This is a genomic window from Rothia sp. HMSC066H02, assembly GCF_001814995.1.
Lineage (GTDB): Bacteria > Actinomycetota > Actinomycetes > Actinomycetales > Micrococcaceae > Rothia > Rothia mucilaginosa.
This window is the reverse complement of sequence record NZ_KV818667.1, coordinates 251,809-268,021: the sequence shown is the minus strand read 5'-3', so window position 1 is coordinate 268,021 and position 16,213 is coordinate 251,809. Positions and strand designations below refer to the sequence as shown.

At 60.9% G+C, this 16,213-nt stretch carries 13 protein-coding genes; 5 read left to right on the top strand and 8 right to left on the bottom strand.

Annotated elements, in window-relative coordinates; translation table 11 throughout:
- Window positions 1–102: 102 nt before the first annotated feature.
- From HMPREF2999_RS01170 to HMPREF2999_RS01160, 3 genes are all read left to right on the top strand, one after another.
- Entirely contained in the window at window positions 103–1,071 is a 969-nt protein-coding gene (locus HMPREF2999_RS01170; protein ID WP_070674893.1) for an ABC transporter ATP-binding protein, read from the top strand.
- On the top strand, window positions 1,071–2,489 hold the full coding sequence (locus HMPREF2999_RS01165; RefSeq protein ID WP_070674563.1) for an FtsX-like permease family protein: 1,419 nt from the start codon (window positions 1,071–1,073) through the stop codon (window positions 2,487–2,489). The genes HMPREF2999_RS01170 and HMPREF2999_RS01165 overlap by 1 nt, the downstream gene beginning before the upstream one ends.
- A gap of 214 nt (window positions 2,490–2,703) precedes the next feature.
- Entirely contained in the window at window positions 2,704–3,468 is a 765-nt protein-coding gene (locus tag HMPREF2999_RS01160; protein ID WP_070674560.1) for an HAD family hydrolase, read from the top strand.
- Between the two features lie 135 nt (window positions 3,469–3,603).
- Here the strand turns inward: HMPREF2999_RS01160 and HMPREF2999_RS01155 are convergent, their stop codons facing one another.
- The 4 genes from HMPREF2999_RS01155 to HMPREF2999_RS01140 all read right to left on the bottom strand — a co-directional run bounded on the left by HMPREF2999_RS01155 (window position 3,604) and on the right by HMPREF2999_RS01140 (window position 8,486).
- On the bottom strand, window positions 3,604–4,299 hold the full coding sequence (locus tag HMPREF2999_RS01155; RefSeq protein ID WP_070674557.1) for a methionine ABC transporter permease: 696 nt from the start codon (window positions 4,297–4,299) through the stop codon (window positions 3,604–3,606).
- Entirely contained in the window at window positions 4,300–5,355 is a 1,056-nt protein-coding gene (locus tag HMPREF2999_RS01150; protein WP_070674554.1) for a methionine ABC transporter ATP-binding protein, read from the bottom strand.
- 145 nt (window positions 5,356–5,500) lie between these two features.
- On the bottom strand, window positions 5,501–6,385 hold the full coding sequence (locus HMPREF2999_RS01145) for a MetQ/NlpA family ABC transporter substrate-binding protein (protein ID WP_070674552.1): 885 nt from the start codon (window positions 6,383–6,385) through the stop codon (window positions 5,501–5,503).
- A 322-nt stretch (window positions 6,386–6,707) separates the two neighbouring features.
- A complete protein-coding gene (locus tag HMPREF2999_RS01140; RefSeq protein ID WP_083315060.1) occupies window positions 6,708–8,486 on the bottom strand; it encodes a long-chain-fatty-acid--CoA ligase in 1,779 nt (592 codons plus the stop codon).
- 296 nt (window positions 8,487–8,782) lie between these two features.
- Here HMPREF2999_RS01140 and HMPREF2999_RS01135 point away from each other — a divergent pair, with 296 nt between their 5' ends.
- Together HMPREF2999_RS01135 and HMPREF2999_RS01130 are read left to right on the top strand one after the other, a co-directional pair.
- The gene (locus HMPREF2999_RS01135; protein ID WP_070674549.1) at window positions 8,783–9,445 is read left to right on the top strand and encodes a sugar O-acetyltransferase; all 663 of its coding nucleotides are present in this window, start codon (window positions 8,783–8,785) and stop codon (window positions 9,443–9,445) included.
- 33 nt (window positions 9,446–9,478) lie between these two features.
- On the top strand, window positions 9,479–10,597 hold the full coding sequence (locus HMPREF2999_RS01130; RefSeq protein WP_070697692.1) for a hypothetical protein: 1,119 nt from the start codon (window positions 9,479–9,481) through the stop codon (window positions 10,595–10,597).
- A 159-nt stretch (window positions 10,598–10,756) separates the two neighbouring features.
- Here the strand turns inward: HMPREF2999_RS01130 and HMPREF2999_RS01125 are convergent, their stop codons facing one another.
- From HMPREF2999_RS01125 to HMPREF2999_RS01110, 4 genes are all read right to left on the bottom strand, one after another.
- Entirely contained in the window at window positions 10,757–12,232 is a 1,476-nt protein-coding gene (locus tag HMPREF2999_RS01125) for a dihydrolipoamide acetyltransferase family protein (protein ID WP_070674545.1), read from the bottom strand.
- A 99-nt stretch (window positions 12,233–12,331) separates the two neighbouring features.
- Window positions 12,332–13,318: an alpha-ketoacid dehydrogenase subunit beta gene (locus HMPREF2999_RS01120; RefSeq protein ID WP_005504472.1), complete on the bottom strand. Its 987-nt coding sequence runs from the start codon at window positions 13,316–13,318 to the stop codon at window positions 12,332–12,334.
- Window positions 13,319–13,320: 2 nt separating this feature from the next.
- Window positions 13,321–14,487 carry a thiamine pyrophosphate-dependent enzyme gene (locus tag HMPREF2999_RS01115; protein WP_070674542.1) on the bottom strand — a complete coding sequence of 389 codons (1,167 nt, stop codon included), beginning with the start codon at window positions 14,485–14,487 and terminating at the stop codon, window positions 13,321–13,323.
- Window positions 14,488–14,889: 402 nt separating this feature from the next.
- Window positions 14,890–16,017 (bottom strand): histidinol-phosphate transaminase, encoded by a 1,128-nt coding sequence (locus HMPREF2999_RS01110; protein ID WP_070674539.1) that lies wholly within the window; start codon window positions 16,015–16,017, stop codon window positions 14,890–14,892.
- Window positions 16,018–16,213 lie beyond the last annotated feature (196 nt).

The following is a 16,213-nucleotide window of genomic DNA, read 5'->3' as shown; positions in this document are numbered from 1 at the left end:
GGTTTTCCCATATTTTTCAGCCCCCAGACGGAGGGGTGAGCCGCCAAGAAGCTGAGATGATAGAAGTGTACTTCCGTTAGTTCATACCCAATGAAGGTTGTCATGACGCAGAATCCTCAATCCCAGAACCATCCTCAAACCCAGAACCCGCAGTTCCAGGCTCAGAACCCCTATTCAATGACCCCTCCGCAGGCGGCGCAGCCTGCCGGTCAGTATTCCGCTCAGCAGGGTCAGCCCGGCCAGCAGAGCTACTATCAGGGCCAGCAGGGCTACCCGGCTCAGGCACCTCAGCAGATGCAGCAGGCGCCCTTCGCACGCGGCGCGATTATTTCTGCCCGTAACCTGCACAAGTCGTACGGCAATAACCCGGTGCTGCGTAACGTGAGCCTGGATATTTTCCCCGGCGAGTCCGTGGCGATTATGGGTCCTTCCGGTTCCGGTAAGACCACCCTGCTGCACGCGCTCTCGGGCATTATCAAGCTCGATGCCGGTTCTGTGCTGTTCAATGGCCCCACCGGTCAGGTGGCGGTGGAGTCCCTCAGCGAGCGTGAGCGTACCTCCCTGCGCGCTAACTCGTTTGGTTTCGTGTTCCAGCAGGGTCTGCTGGTTCCCGAGCTGACCGCGGAGGAGAACGTCTCCCTCGCCGCGATGATTGCCGGTGTTCCCCGCCAGCAGGCGCGTTCCATTTCGGCTGATTTGCTGAACCGTCTGGGTCTGGGGCAGATGCTGGACCGCCGTATGGGTGAGATGTCCGGTGGTCAGGCTCAGCGTGTGGCGATTGCCCGCTCCCAGGTGAACGGCGCCCCCGTGACTTTCGCGGATGAGCCGACCGGCGCGCTGGACTCTAAGACCGCGCGTGAGGTGATGGCTCTGTTGCTGACCATGATTCCGCAGCAGGGTAAGACTCTGCTGGTGGTTACTCACGACCCGAACGTGGCGGCGGCGTGCTCCCGCGTGGTGTACCTGCAGGACGGTCAGATTGTGAGCGACCAGCGCAATAACCAGGGCGGTGTTCCCGCACAGAACCCCGGTGCTCAGAACCTCGGCGCTCAGTCTCAGGCAGGTGCATAATGCAAATCTATGCTCTACTCGCCAAGCGAACCCTATGGAGTTCGCAGGCGATTCTTCCCGTGCTGGCTTTTGCCGCCTCCTCGGCGCTGTTTTTGACGGTTGCCGGTGGTGTTCAGGCGCTGAGTACTTGGCTTGAGCACGCCAACGTTGACCACGAAATGATTAACCTGATGGGCATTCAGAAGCTCTACATGGGTTTGGCGTGGGTTGCCGCTCTGGTGCTGATTGTTCCGCTCTTTACCCTGGGCGCTTCGGCTGCTCGTTTGAGTGCCCGCCGCCGTGATGAGCGTCTGGCGTCCCTGCGTCTGATTGGTGCCTCCACAACCCTGATTGTGGGTCTGTCCGTTGCGGACGCGCTGGTGTACTCTCTTGTGGGTTTCGTCATCGGTCTGCTGCTTTACCTGGTGCTGATTTTCCCCTTTGGCGCTTTGCACTTCATGAACGTTCCGCTGGGTGCTGAGAATATGCTCCTGCCGGTGAGCGTGATTTTCTACTGCTTCCTGGGCTGTATGGTCCTGGCGGCTCTAAGCTCCCTGTTCGGTTTGGCGAAGGTCAGCATCAGCCCGCTGGGTGTGCGTACCCGCGCGAAGGCTGGCTCCGCAGGTTACATTGCCATGGGTATCGGTGTTGTTCTGATCATTGCCGTGATGATTCTGGCATCGACCTCCAAGGGCTTCAGCATGTTCTCACCCTTCCAGGACGGCGGTGCCGATAGCGCCATGAAGAACCTGGCGGTTTTCATTGCTCTGCCGGGTTTGCTGATGATGCTTGCCATCGACTGGATTGGCACCTTCCTGGTGTGGGCGTACGCAAAGATTCGTGTGCGTATGACCCAGAAGGCGTCGGTTCTGCTGGGTTATCGTGCGGTGCTGGAATCCCCGCGCGGTGCGTGGCGTCAGGTTTCGGGTGTGGCTCTGTCGACCTTCTTGGTGACCTTCTTCGGTCCCATCCTGATTCTGGCGGGTGAGATGAGCAAAGACGCAAAGCAAGCCGGTCCCGCCGCCGGCCCCTTCATGACCATCATGGCGGACATGTTCCAGGGCATGCTGCTCATGCTGTTCTTCTCGTACCTGCTGGTCACCCTCTCCGCAGTGCTGAACCAGAGCGCCGCCATTTACGAGCGTGGTTCGCTGTATTCTTCGCTGAATATGATGGGTACCCCCACGAAGCTGCTGCAGGCTTCACGCCTGACCGTGGTCTTCGGTCCGCTGGTGCTCATCAGCGTGATTTCTGCGCTACTGGGTCTGCCGCTGACGGCTTTGATTGCGGCTCAGGGTCTTCCCGGTGAGGTTCTGGCGAAGATGTTCGGTCTGACCTTCGGCGCTATTGCGCTGGGTCTGGCGCTGGTCTACGCGGGCCTGCTGGCGACTATTCCGTTTATGCGTCAGGTGACCCATAAGCCGGTGTCCGCTCTCTAAGCTGTTGTAGCTTCTGCCCTCCCGTTGCGTCCGCTTTGGACGCGGCGGGAGGGTTTCTTCATGTCCGCGTTTGTGGCCCACGTTTGTGCCGCGTGCTTACACTGCGTGCTAATACTGCGTGCTTTTGTGCCCTCACCCGGTTTGCGCTCTGCATGTTTTCTCACGCACCGGGCCACCGCTTCCATAGCCTAAAGCCCTGTGAGAGACTGGCATTATGTTTGAACACATAGTCCCCTCCGATTGGTTCCCCCGCTGCGCAATCTTCGACTGCGACGGCGTCCTCCTCGACTCCGAGACCGTCTGGAACGATGTGCAGCGTGAGCTTTTCGCCCGCTGGTCTGTTCCCTTCACCGAAGAGGTGGAGCACCGCCTCACCGGCCTGGCGGCAGCCGATGTCGCCGAGGAGCTTGCACTGCTCTCCTACAAGGCGCAGAACGGCCAGAAGCCGGACACCGCCTCCGCAGAGTACGCCGAACACCATGAACGCGTGATGAAGGATCTGCTCACCACCGAGCACGAGGTCATCAGCTCCGGCGTGGACCTGATTGAGGGTGCGCAGAAGTTCCTGGGCTTCCTGAGCGAGCACATGCCGGTTGCGGTGGCGTCGAACTCCACCGCGAACATTCTGACCCTGAAGATGGAAAGCTACGGTTACGCCCCGCTGGTGCGCACCTGGGTCAGCAGCAACGACGTTCCGGCCGGTAAGCCCGCCCCGGACATGTACCTGGAGGCGGCACGTCGCCTCGGCTTTGAAGGTCACGAGGTGCTGGCGTTCGAGGACTCCCCCGCGGGCGCGCAGGCGGCACGTGACGCCGGTACGAAGGTCATGATTTACGTTTCGGAAGGCACCGACCCGGCAAAGGCACCGGCCGGTTTTGGGCGCTTCGATTCGTTCAATGACCCGCAGCTCTGGGAGGCGGCACGCACCTGGATCGCCAAGCTTGAGGCGGCACAGCAGTCTGAGGCAGCGCAGAACTAAGCACGTACCGCAGACGCCTCACCGCGCCACCGCCTCACCTGATAGGCAGTATCAAGAAAGACCCCCGGCCCGCTCCTCAAGGAGCAGACCGGGGGTCTTCTATGCTTTATCAGCTGTGCCTATAGGGGCACGAGCCTATCGGCGCATAACCTTCTTGGCCAGGAAGTTACCGAGGAACTGAACCAGCTGAACCAGGACGATAATAATCGCCACAACAGCCCAGGTGATCTCATCGTTAAAGCGCTGGTAGCCGTCCACAATCGCGATCTTACCCAGACCGCCAGCACCCACGTAACCGGCCATAGCGGACATATCCACCACGCCAATGACGAGGAAGGTGTAACCGAGGATCAGCGGGCCAAGCGCCTCCGGAATCATCACGGTGAACAGGATGGTCAGCTTTGAAGCGCCCATCGCACGCGCCGCCTCAATCACGCCCGGGTCAATGGAGACCATGTTCTGCTCCACGATACGGGCAATAGCGAATGCAGCACCGAAGCTCATCGCGAAGACCGCCGCATTCACGCCCAGGCGGGTACCCACCACGGCGCTCGTCAGCGGGCCCAGTGCCGCAATCAAAATAATGAACGGAATCGGGCGAATCACGTTCACCAGAATGTTCAGGACCGTGTACACAAAGCGGTTCTGGAAGATGTTGCCCTCACGGGTGGTGTACAGCAGAGCACCCACAATCAGACCAACCAGACCGGCGCACACCATGGTGATAGACACCATGTAGAACGTATCGCCGATAGCCGGGAGCAGCTTCTCGGGCAGGAACTCGGACCAGTCCGTCTTAGACGCAGCCAGCGGAAGAGTAGTAGCAAACATTTAGCGCACCTCCTGCACGCGGGCAACGGTTTTCAGTTCAGCAACGGCGGCATCAATGCTGGTGATTTCGCCGAGGAGTTCCAGGGTGAGGGTACCGTACGCCTTGCCCTGCAGGGTCTCAATACCGCCGCCCACAATGTTGAAGCGGACGTTACGGGCGCCCAGGTAGGACAGCACCTTACCGAGCTCCTGGTTACCCTCCACGATTTCAACGTTGATGAGGTAACCCTTGTGGTTTGCGCGCAACTCAGCCGCCTCCTTGCCGGTGGGGGCAAGCTTGACGGTGGTTGCCACAAACAGCTTTGCCACATCGGTCTGCGGGTTGGAGAAGACGTCGTAGACGTTGCCCTGCTCCACCACGCGGCCGGACTCCATGACGGCCACACGGTCAGCGATGCTGGAGACCACGTCCATCTCGTGGGTAATCACCACGACGGTCACGCCCAGTTCACGGTTCACACGCTTAAGGAGCGCAAGAACTTCATGAGTGGTTTCCGGGTCCAGCGCGCTGGTGGACTCATCAGCCAGCAGCAGGGCAGGGTTGGTCGCAAGCGCACGAGCAATACCCACGCGCTGCTTCTGACCGCCCGAAAGCTGGTTCGGGTAATGACCTGCACGGTCGGCAAGACCCACGAACTCCAGCATTTCCAGGGCGCGTTCGCGGCGGTCCTTCTTGGACCAGCCGGCGATCTTCAGGGGGAACTCGACGTTACCGAGCACGGTGCGGGAGTTCATCAGGTTGAACTGCTGGAAGATCATACCGATGTTGGTGCGTGCTTCACGCAGTTCGGAGTCGCGCTTACCGGAAATCTGGAAGCCACCGACGGTCAGGGTGCCGCTGGTGGTGGTTTCCAGGCCGTTGATGAGGCGGACCAGGGTAGACTTACCGGCGCCAGAGTAGCCGATAATTGCAAAGATTTCACCGCGATTAATGGTGAGGGAGACGTTGTCGACAGCAACTACCGCCTTGGGGCCGTTGCCGAAGACCTTGGAGACTCCGTCCAGAACCACCATGGGCAAGGTGCTGTCGCCGAAGCTCTGTGCCAGTTCACTCATAAATATGTATCCGTAAATGTCGTGGTTGGGGCGCTAAAGGGCATTAACGCCATTACGCAAAGGACGGTAAGCCTGTCGTGACCCGCATCGGGTGCTTAGACTTACCGCCTTTGCGTATGCCTAGAGGAGGCGTGTATTCAGAAGATTACTTCTTGGCGCGCAGCTTGGCTTCTTCGTTAGCCAGGGACTGACGCAGCTCGTCGGTGCTCACGTTGACCTCAACGGCGGTGCCGCGGGTCTCTTCCTGAACAACATCCATGACGGGCTTGGTGTGGAAGAGTTCAACGATCTTCTTGTAGGTCTCGTCGTCAGCCTTGTCCTTCTGAGCAACGAAGAGGTTCACGTACTTGATTGCCGAGGGGTCGGTCTTGGGGTCGTCCTGAGCCAGGGCGTCTGCGGGCTTCAGGCCTGCATCCTTGAGGAAGTCGTTGTTGACGACTGCGCCGTCAGCGGACTCCATGCCAACCACGGTCTGGGTTGCGTCGACGGGAGTGACCTTCACCTTGGAGTTAGCGGTGTCCACGTCGTCGATGGTGGGTGCGTCAACATCAGCGTTCTTGAAGGTAACCAGACCGTTGGTCTTCAGCAGCTTCAGCGCGCGTGCTTCGTTCACGGTGTCGTTCGGGATAACGATCTCGCCACCCTGGGGGATGTCAGCCAACTTGGAGTGCTTCTTGGAGAACAGAGCCATCGGGTAGATGACGGTCGGGCCGACAATCTGCAGGTCCTTGTTAGCGCTCACGTTGTAGTTGGACAGGTACGCGATGTGCTGGAAGCGGTTCATATCGATGTCACCGGCGTCCAGTGCGGGGTTCGGCTCGGTGTAAGCGCTGAACTCCTTGAACTCAATATCGATACCCTGCTTCTTAGCTTCTTCCTTCAGGGTCTTGTTGAACTTCTCAGAGCCAACCACACCGATGGTGACCTTCTTGGATGCGGAAGAGGAGGAAGAGGAGGAGTTGGTGGAACCGCAGGCTGCCAGGCCAAAGACCATGGGGACAACTGCGAGTGCAGCAGCAAACTTCTTCACGGCTATGAATCTTTCTGTTGAATGATGATGCGTTCCACCGGGTGCTCACGTTGGTACTAGCACATCCGATGGGAATGATGATGGGACAATTACAGCACGCACAAGGGCGGGTGTGGAAGTTAATGGCTATTCATGAGACACAGAACGTCAAGGTCGTCATATTTTGTCACAATTCGTCACGCGGTGATTATTTCCAGGTCACAAAGCGTCATTGACGGTGTCATTGCCAGTGTATTCAGGCACACACAAAACGCCGGCTCGGGTACAAAACCCAAGCCGGCGTCCATAGTGTCCACCCATTACGGGCGGGCGGGGCATCAACCTACTGATCGAACTCGCCCGAAGCAATCAGCTGCTCACGCACCTTACGGCGCAGAACCTTACCCAGCATCGAACGGGGCAGATCATCCACCACCACGATGCGGCGCGGAACCTTATAACGGGTCACCTTCGAATAGCAGTGCTCACGCAGAGTATGCTCCTGCACCACCCGGCCCGGGGCGGCAACCACAGCGGCAACGACCATCTCACCACCGGCGGGCAGCGGAATACCGACTACCGCCGCATCCGCGACCATGTCGTGCTGCTTGAGGGCGACCTCAACCTCCGTCGGGGAGACGTTGAAACCGCCGGTAATAATAACTTCCTTAATACGGTCGACAATCTGAATGAAATAGTCCTCGTCCAGTCGCACAATATCGCCGGTACGCAACCAACCATCGGGGGTGATGGTCTTCGCCGTCTCGTCCTCACGCTTCCAGTAGCCGGCAAAACGCTGAGGACCCTTCACCCACAGCTCGCCCTCTTCACCCTCGGGCACGTCCTCGCCGGTTTCCGGGTCCACCACGCGAATATCGGTGGAGGGGAACGGAACACCAATAAAACCGGCACGGCGAGTGCCATTAAGCGGGTTGCAGGACACCAACGGCGCGCACTCGGTCAGGCCGTAGCCTTCCACCATGAAACCGCCGGACGCTTCCTCCCACTCGGCAACCAGCTCAGGCGGCAGGTTCATCGCACCGGAGACCGCGTAACGGATACCCTCCAGGGACACGCCGCGCTTCTTCGCCTCATCCATCAGACGGCGATACACCGGCGGAACCGCAGGAAGAATGGTCGGGCGGGTCTTCTTCATCGCCTTCAAAATCAGATCCATGTCCACGGTCGGGAACAGCACCAGGCGGGCACGGCACAACGACGCAATCGTCACGCCCAGAGTCATACCGTACGCGTGGAACAGCGGCAGAACCGAGTAAATCACCTCGTCATCACCCGGGTTAATCCATGCCTCACCCATACGGCCGTTAGACTCCAGGTTGCGGTGCGTGAGCATCACGCCCTTGGGCAGGCCGGTCGTACCCGAGGTGTACTGCAGCAGCGCAATATCGTGCGCCGTCGGACGGCGATGCGACGGGTCAATACGCTCACTCTTCACCAGCTGAGCCCACGACACCGTACCCGGCGCAGGACCGGTCAGCTTCTCACGCGAAGCACGCGCGCTCTTCAACGGCAGCTTCAGCGCGGTACGCATCAGCGCAGGCATCGCAGAAATCATGTTCACCGAATAAATATGGTTCGGGCGGATATCCGCCGGAAGACCCGTAATATGCGAGGCGATCTTATCCCACACAATCGCGACCTTCGCGCCGTGATCCTCAAACATGTGGCGCAACTCCGCGCCCGTGTACAGAGGGTTATGCTCCACCACAATCGCGCCCAGGCGCAAAATCGCATAGAACGCCGCAATATGCTGAGGGCAGTTCGGCAAAATCAGCGCCACACGGTCACCCGCCTGCACACCCGCCACACGCAGACCCTCCGCAGCACGCTCAATCTGGTCCCCCAACTCGGCGTAGGTCGTGGTCGCCCCAAAGAACTCCAGCGCTACCTTGTGGGGTACGGTGCGAACCGCCTCGTCAATGAGGTGGCTCAGCGACGTCTCGGGTAGCTCAATATCGCGGGCAGTCCACGGAGAATAATTCTTCAACCAGGGGCGATGCGCCAACGGATGCGCGCCAGCAGACGTGCCAGCCGACGCGCCAGCGGGGGATGCAGGTGCCGCCGCATCCTGCAGGTTCGTGTTCTTCTGAGCCTCAGTCATGCATTGATTGTGCCTTCCCACACCCTCACGCTTCAACTCAGCAGCGCTTCTTCCCACACTGAAAATCACGCCGTACACCCACCCCAGATACCGCAATAAACGCCGAAACACTAAGGTAAACCCAAGCAACTCTGGGATACTTAAAGCATGAGTAAACGACAGCAAGACATCACTGACGAACAGTTCAAGAAGCTCCTCCGCGAAATTTCCAAACGATTCGCTATCGCCGGAGGAGTCGTCATCCTGTTCGGAATGGCCATCATCGCGCTAGTCTACCTTCTGGGAGGAGCCCACTAATGCACACCCCGCAGCGCCCCACCGGCGAGACCTTCAACCGCATGACCAACGGTTCCGTCTACATGCCCGACACTGAATGCGCCGCACAGTTCAAGCGTATTTACGCTGCAACCGTCCTCGCCGAAGAACACTACGCACGCGGCGAGCAGGCACAGGCAATGCACGTCTACCGTGAACACCTCGGTCACCTGGGCGAGCACTCCCACATCCGCCCCGGCGCACGCTTCGACTACGGCGTGAACACCTACATTGGTGACGGCTCCTTCTTCAACTTTGGCTGTGTCTTCCTGGACGTCTGCCCGATCCGCATCGGCTCCACCGTGCTCGTCGGCAACAACGTACAGTTCCTCACCCCCACCCACCCGCTCAACCCGGTCGACCGCGCCGCATACTGGGAAGGTGGCGAGCCCATCACCGTTGAAGACAACGTCTGGATCGGTGGCGGCGCCATCATCCTGGGCGGTGTGACCATCGGCAAGAACTCCGTGATTGGCGCGGGCACCGTCGTCACCAAGGACGTCCCGGCTAACTCCCTCGTGGTCGGCAACCCCGGCCGCGTCATCCGCACTCTGGACGAGAACGAACGCCCGGCATACCCGCACACCTACTCCGCAGAAGCCCTGGAAGAAGCACGCGCCTTCTACGCTGACCGCAACCGCTAAATCAGCACCCAGGACTAGAATCCAAAGGATTTAATGAACGCACAGAACAACACCCCGCAGCAGCGCCCGGCCGCCGCGGCGTCCTCCCCCACCGAAAGTGACCTGTGGGAGGCGGCATTCTCCTCCGACGACCCCACCGTGGTTCTGACCGATGAGGACCTGAACGCCGCACGCCGCGCCCACGAAAAGGCGCGCGAGTCGAGCTCTTCGGCACAGTCCTCGCAGGATGCGACCCGCCCCCTCACCGAGGCGGCTACCGCAACCCAGCCGCTCCTCTCCCCCAGCGCTACCTCACAGGGCGCGGAATCCGGTGCTGACTTGGGCGAACCCGCTACCGACAACCTCAGCTGGCTCGACAAGCCTGTAACTCCCAGCGCGGACAATGTGCGCGGCGGCGCAGCCCCCACTACCGCGCCTGCCCCCGCTACCGCACCTACCGCTGCGGCAAGCTACGAGGTGCCCGCACCCGGCAACGCCCATGCGGCACCCAGTACCCCGCAGGCTAATCCGGCGGATGATGACCACTTCGTCACCCCCACCCCCGCCGGTACCGCAGGCGCGGCAGGTGCAGAGCCCGTCCTCACCGCCGCAACCGCACTGTCCATGCAGAAGAGCCGCTACTCCCGCATGCACCTGCTGCCCGGCTTGCTCGGCTGGCTAATCACCATCTCCCTCATGGACGGTGGCCTGTGGGCTATCCAGTCGTGGCTGACCCTGACCGGTCAGAGCGAGTCCATCGAGTACGCCTCGGTGGTCTCCCGCCTCTTCAGCGGCGCATCAAACGCCGTGCCGGTCGCGGTCGCGCTGAGTGTGCTCATCTTCTTCGCCTACCTGGTGGGCGGTTACGCGGCGGGACGCATGGCACGATTCGCCGGCGCGAAGCAGGGCATTGCCGTGTGGCTCTGGCAGATTATGGCGCTCATCATCGGGTCCCTGGCGACCTTCCTCGCGCCTCAGCTGTTCCAGAACGGTGTCGCGTCCCTGTCCCTGCAGAAGCTGATTGCGGGCGATTTCGCGAACGGTCTGCTCGCGGTTCTGCTGGTTCTGGCGTTGAGCTTCCTCGGCGCTATCCTCGGCGGCCTGTGCGGACGCCTGTACCACCGCCGCGTGGACAAGTACCCGAGCGACCAGGTGGCACGCGAAGACGCATAGGCTTCTAAGCATCTGCGCCTCGTTGCGATAGGGATAAAACGTGCAGAAAACCTCCGGTACCTTACGTAAGGTACCGGAGGTTTTCTGTATCTAAGTATCTGTATCCTAAACGGCCTCAGCTACCCAGCAATACGACACTGACTAGCCAAAATATGCCGCCTAGTGGTCCAGCAGCAATGCAGGCTCCTCAAGAATCGCAGCCACATCAGCCATGAAGCGAGCCGACAGGTCGCCATCCACCACACGGTGATCGAAGGAGCCGCCCAGGGTCGTCACCCAGCGAGGAATAACCTCACCATCAACCACCCACGGCTTCTGCTTGATCGTACCGAAGGCAACAATCGCCACCTCACCGGGGTTAATAATCGGGGTACCCGTATCAATACCCAGCGAACCGATGTTCGTAATGGTCAGGGTGCCGTTCGCCATCTCAGCGGGCTGAGTCTTACCCTCACGGGCGCGAGTGGTCAGGTTGTTCAGCGCAATAGCCAGCTCACGCAGGGACAGCTCCTGAGCGTCCTTAATGTTCGGAACCATCAGGCCGCGCGGGGTCGCCGCAGCAATACCCAGGTTCATGAAGTGCTTAATCTGGATTTCGCTATCGGTCCAGGTCGCGTTGACCTGCGGGTTACGCTCAGCAGCCCAAATGACCGCGGCGGCAAGCACCAGCAGCGGGGTGACCTTCACGCCCTCAAAGTGGCGGGACTTCTTCAAGCGCTTCACGAACTCCATGGTGCGGGAGGCATCAACATCCACGAAGATGGACACGTGCGGGGCGCTAAACGCCGAAGAAACCATCGCCTTCGCGGTAGCCTTACGCACGCCACGCACCGGGATGCGCTCAATGCGGTCACCGGGGGTGGCTGCGGGCTGCCAGAACGGCTGGCGGGCGCCGCTATGCTGCACGTCGCTCAGGTGCGCCACATAGTTCATGAGGTCCTGCTTAGTCACCTGGCCGCGCGCACCGGTAGCGGTCACGTTCGCCAGGTCAACACCCAGCTCCTTTGCGGCAAGACGCACCGGAGGCGGCGCGAGGGTCGGGCGGTGCGGAACCTGCTCGGGAGCCAAAGTCGGCGCGGGAGCCGCTGCGGGCTCGGGCGCCAGACGCTGCACCACCGAGTTCAGCGGGGTGTTCTCCACAAAGCGGGAGGCGCGCTCAGCCAGCTCGCTCAGCAGGCCCTGGTTACGGTTTGCCGAGTCGGCGGGGGTGTGCGCCACGGGTGCCTGAACAGCCGGTGCGACCGGTGCCGCAGCAGCCTGTGCGGACTGGGCTGCGGAGGCGGGGCGCTTGCGGGCGCGGCGCTTCACAGCGTCCGCCTTGGGGCCGGAACCAACCAGCGCGGTGCCGGACTCAGCCTCTGCCGCGGCGGGTGCAGCCGGGGTGGCGGGTGCGTTGTCGCCACCGGAGATGCTGATGATCGGGGTGCCCACCTCAACGGTTTCGCCTTCGGCAACGAGTAGCGCCTCGACGGTGCCGGCGAAGGGCGAAGGAAGTTCCACAACGCTCTTTGCGGTTTCAATTTCGACGAGGACGTCGTTGATGGCGACCTCGGTGCCGACTGCCACCTTCCAGCTGAGGATTTCTGCTTCGGTCAGGCCTTCGCCCACGTCAGGGAGCGGGAAAATCTGGGACATTTTTACCTCTCACTAGGGCATATACCCTATATGGAATATTCTGTGCGGGCTCGCAACCCGCCATAGCGCAACACGCTGATACGTCAGATCAGGGAATGCCTAGTAGTCAAAAGCGCGGTCGACCGCCTCAAGAATACGGTCAATATCGGGCACGTACTCTTCCTCAACACGGGACACCGGGTACGGCATGTAGTAGCCACCCACGCGAATCACCGGTGCCTGCAGGCTGTAGAAGCAACGCTCCGTAATCGCCGCAGCCAGCTCACCGCCCATACCACCGAAGGTCGGCGCCTCGTGCGCAATAATCAGGCGGCCAGTCTTCGCCACCGAAGCGGCAACGGTCGGCACATCCAGCGGCGAAATCGAGCGCAGGTCAATGACCTCAATCGAGCGGCCATCCTCCACGGCAGCCTCCGCAGCAGCCAGAGCAACCGGAACCAGCGGACCGTACGCAACGATGGTCGCATCCGTACCCTCACGCACCACCTGGGCGCTAAACGGATCAAAGGAAGTGTCGCTAAAGTCCACTTCACCCTTGAGCCAGTAGCGGCGCTTCGGCTCAAAAATAATGACCGGGTCGGGGCACTCAATCGCCTTGCGGGTCATCCAGTACGCCTCGTGCGGAGTCGAGGGGGTCACAATACGCAGACCCGCGGTGTGGGCGAACAGCGCCTCCGGGGACTCGGAGTGGTGCTCCACCGAACCAATCACGCCACCGTACGGAATGCGGATAGTCACCGGCACCGTGTACTGCTTATCGGTGCGGTTGTGGATCTTCGCCAGCTGGCTCGTGATCTGGTTGTAGGCGGGGAACACGAAGCCGTCGAACTGGATCTCCGGCACGGGGCGGTAGCCACGCAACGCCATACCGATGGAGGTGCCGATAATGCCGGACTCACCCAGGGGCGCATCCATGACGCGGCGGTTGCCGAAGCGCGCCTGCAGACCCTCGGTCACACGGTACACACCGCCGAGCTTGCCGATATCCTCACCGAGCATGACGACGGTGCGGTCGGCTTCCATGGCGTCTTCCAGGCCGCGGGTAATCGCCTTGGCGAGGGTCAAACGTTCAATTTTCTCGCTCATGCTTACTCCTCTTCAAAGCCTGCAACGTAGTTACGGTAGAACTCGCGGTCGTCTTCCACCTGCTGATGCTCCTGCACGTAGACGCGGTCGAAGAAACGCTCAAAGTCGGCGACCTCAGAGTTCAGCACTGCCTCACGCACGCCGTTCGCGACCTGCTGCGCAGATTCTGCAACCTCTTCGAAGAAGGCATCGTCGGCGTAGCCCTGCTCACGCAGGTGCTTCTCAAGGCGCAACATGGGGTCACGGCGCAGGGGGCCTTCCAGGTCGGCATCGGTGCGGTACTTGGTGGGGTCATCCGCGGTGGTGTGCGGGCCGAGGCGGTAGGTCTCAGCTTCAATCAGCACGGGACCTTCACCGGCGCGGATCTTCTCCATGGCGTAGCGGGTTGCGGCGAGCACGGCGAGAACGTCGTTGCCGTCCACGCGAATACCTTCAAAGCCGTAGCCTGCGGCGCGGGTGGACACCGGCACGCGGGACTGCACCTCGAAGGGCACGGAGATAGCCCAGCGGTTGTTCTGCACGAAGAAGAGCACCGGCGCGTTATAGGATGCGGCGAAAACCATGGATTCGTGCGCGTCACCCTCGGTGGAGGAGCCGTCACCGAAGTAGACCGCCACGGCGGGCTTCTGGGTGTCCTCGGTGGGGTCGGTTGCCTGGCCCTGACCGGCGCGGCGGGTGCCGGTTTCAGCCTCGATGTCGGCGTCGAAATTCAGACCCATGGCGTAGCCGACTGCATGCAGGGTCTGGGCGGCAAGCACCTTGGTGTAGGTGTGGAAGTTGTGTGCCTTCATGTCCCAGCCGTGGGTGGTGGTGCCGCGGAAGATAGTGATCAGGTCGCGAAAGTCCACGCCACGCGTCAGGGCGACGGCGTGCTCGCGGTAGGAAGGGAAGATGTAGTCGTTGGGTGCGTAGGCGAGTGCGGAGCCGACCTGTGCGGCTTCCTGGCCTCGGCTGGGTACCCAGAGGGCGAGCTGACCCTGGCGCTGCAGGGCGGTTGCCTCGTCGTCGAATCGGCGGGTGGTGTACATGAGGCGGTATGCCTCGCGCAGGGTGTCTGCGTTGACGTCTTCGATGTACCGGCTGTAGGTGGGGTGTTCGTGTACGGTGCCGTTTTCATCCATGAGCTGGATGCGTTCGGGCACTCCGGGGTACTTGTCGTTCTCGTGCATCTAACCTCCACACGTGACGAGGGCTTGGCCCTCAGCGGCTTGGGTTTTAGTCTCAACTTTCACCTGATGGTGCAAGGTTTGAGGTGTTCCGGCAAGCCTGTGAGGGTCTGGGCATATATAGTTACCAGTCTACTCTTTTCGGCTTTATCTCGCGGCAGTTACGCTGATAACGCAGTGTATTATGCCCTGTCATTCACTATTTGAACATCATTAAATTAAACCTCCCATATATTCTTTTTCGAGAATATATGGGAGGTTTAATTTAACTATTGAGAGCTTTTTCGGGCCATCATTTTTCCCGCGCGAGAACCATTTGAAAAGCCCAAACAAACCTCGACAAGGGAAAATAATACATTGTTCAATTAGGGTCGAGTGGGTGCCCCCACCCCTTCACAAGACGCTCTAGAGCCCCTTCGCGAAGACCTCACAGAGCGAGAGGAAACGGTCATTCGCCTCCACCTCACCAATGCTCACGCGAACGCCCTCGGTACCGAACGCACGCACCGACAGCGCATGCTCAGACATCAGCTGCACAAACTCACCCGTGCGCTCCCCCAGGGGCAGCCACACAAAATTCGCGTAAGTGCTCGGGAAATCGTAGCCCAGCTCCCGCAGTCGAGCGGTCACGCGCTCACGCTCAGCGACCAGGTGGCTCACACGCTCCATCACTGCACCCTCATGCTCGATGGAGGCGATAGCCGCCGCCTCAGCCAGCGCCGTCACGGCGAACGGGGTTGCCGCCACGCGCAGGTGCTGCGTAATCTGCGGGTGCGAAATCGAGTAGCCCACGCGCAGACCCGCCAGGCCCTGCGCCTTGGAGAAGGTGCGCAGAATGATGACGTTCTCGTAGTCGCGGTAGATGTCCATGCCGTTCAGCGGGGCTTCTTCACCGTCCGGCACGGTGGAGGCGGCGCAGAACTCGAAGTACGCCTCATCAATGACCACGGGGATGTGGGCAGGCACCTTCGCCAGGAACGCACGAATCTGACTTTCGGTGACGGCGGGGCCGGTCGGGTTGTTGGGGGTGCAGACCAGGATCAGGCGGGTGCGGTCGGTGATAGCTGCCGCCATGGCGTCCAGGTCGTGTGAGCCGTCGGGCAGGTTCGGCACCTGCACGCTGCGAGCGCCCATAATGCCGACGAGGATCGGGTATGCCTCGAAGGAGCGCCAGGCGTAGATGACTTCGTCCTGCACGCCGTCGGCGTTTACGCCGGCGAAGGTTTTGAGGATTTGGTTGAGCGCGCCGAGGCTTCCGGCACCGGTGACGATGTCGTCAGCGTCCACGCCCAGTCGGGCGGAGAGCTTGTCGCGCAGGGCGGTAGAGAGCGGGTCGGGGTAGCGGTGCACGGTCGCAAACTCTGCGAGGACGCGCGCAACCTCGGGTACGGGGCCCAGCGGGTTCTCGTTCGAGGAGAGCTTGTACTGGGTGAGGCCTTCAACGGGTGCGGGCGGCTTGCCTGCCGCGTAGCTGGGCAGGGTGCTAAAGACGGGGCGGACCGGGATATTGGCGTGTTCGGCTGGCTGGCTCATGGTTCCAGTATGTGCCTGCGGGCGGCTCGGAGGCTAACGCTTCTCACCTGGAGAGCAGGTCGCGAGCAAACTGTAGCTGTGCAGGCAGCAGATACTAGCCGCGGGCGCTGTACGCAAAGATGGAGGGGCGCCGCCGGGGTTGTTCCCGGCAGCGCCCCTCCTTTTCTCTTCTCTACTCTACTCGTCCCCTCCACCC

Excerpts from the sequence above, each read along its gene's own strand:
- HMPREF2999_RS01170 (WP_070674893.1), top strand. The coding sequence starts at position 103 with ATGACGCAGAATCCTCAATCCCAGAACCATCCTCAAACCCAGAACCCG.
- HMPREF2999_RS01165 (WP_070674563.1), top strand. The coding sequence starts at position 1,071 with ATGCAAATCTATGCTCTACTCGCCAAGCGAACCCTATGGAGTTCGCAG.
- HMPREF2999_RS01160 (WP_070674560.1), top strand. The coding sequence starts at position 2,704 with ATGTTTGAACACATAGTCCCCTCCGATTGGTTCCCCCGCTGCGCAATC.
- HMPREF2999_RS01155 (WP_070674557.1), bottom strand. The coding sequence starts at position 4,299 with ATGTTTGCTACTACTCTTCCGCTGGCTGCGTCTAAGACGGACTGGTCC.
- HMPREF2999_RS01150 (WP_070674554.1), bottom strand. The coding sequence starts at position 5,355 with ATGAGTGAACTGGCACAGAGCTTCGGCGACAGCACCTTGCCCATGGTG.
- HMPREF2999_RS01140 (WP_083315060.1), bottom strand. The coding sequence starts at position 8,486 with ATGACTGAGGCTCAGAAGAACACGAACCTGCAGGATGCGGCGGCACCT.
- HMPREF2999_RS01135 (WP_070674549.1), top strand. The coding sequence starts at position 8,783 with ATGCACACCCCGCAGCGCCCCACCGGCGAGACCTTCAACCGCATGACC.
- HMPREF2999_RS01130 (WP_070697692.1), top strand. The coding sequence starts at position 9,479 with ATGAACGCACAGAACAACACCCCGCAGCAGCGCCCGGCCGCCGCGGCG.
- HMPREF2999_RS01125 (WP_070674545.1), bottom strand. The coding sequence starts at position 12,232 with ATGTCCCAGATTTTCCCGCTCCCTGACGTGGGCGAAGGCCTGACCGAA.
- HMPREF2999_RS01120 (WP_005504472.1), bottom strand. The coding sequence starts at position 13,318 with ATGAGCGAGAAAATTGAACGTTTGACCCTCGCCAAGGCGATTACCCGC.
- HMPREF2999_RS01115 (WP_070674542.1), bottom strand. The coding sequence starts at position 14,487 with ATGCACGAGAACGACAAGTACCCCGGAGTGCCCGAACGCATCCAGCTC.
- HMPREF2999_RS01110 (WP_070674539.1), bottom strand. The coding sequence starts at position 16,017 with ATGAGCCAGCCAGCCGAACACGCCAATATCCCGGTCCGCCCCGTCTTT.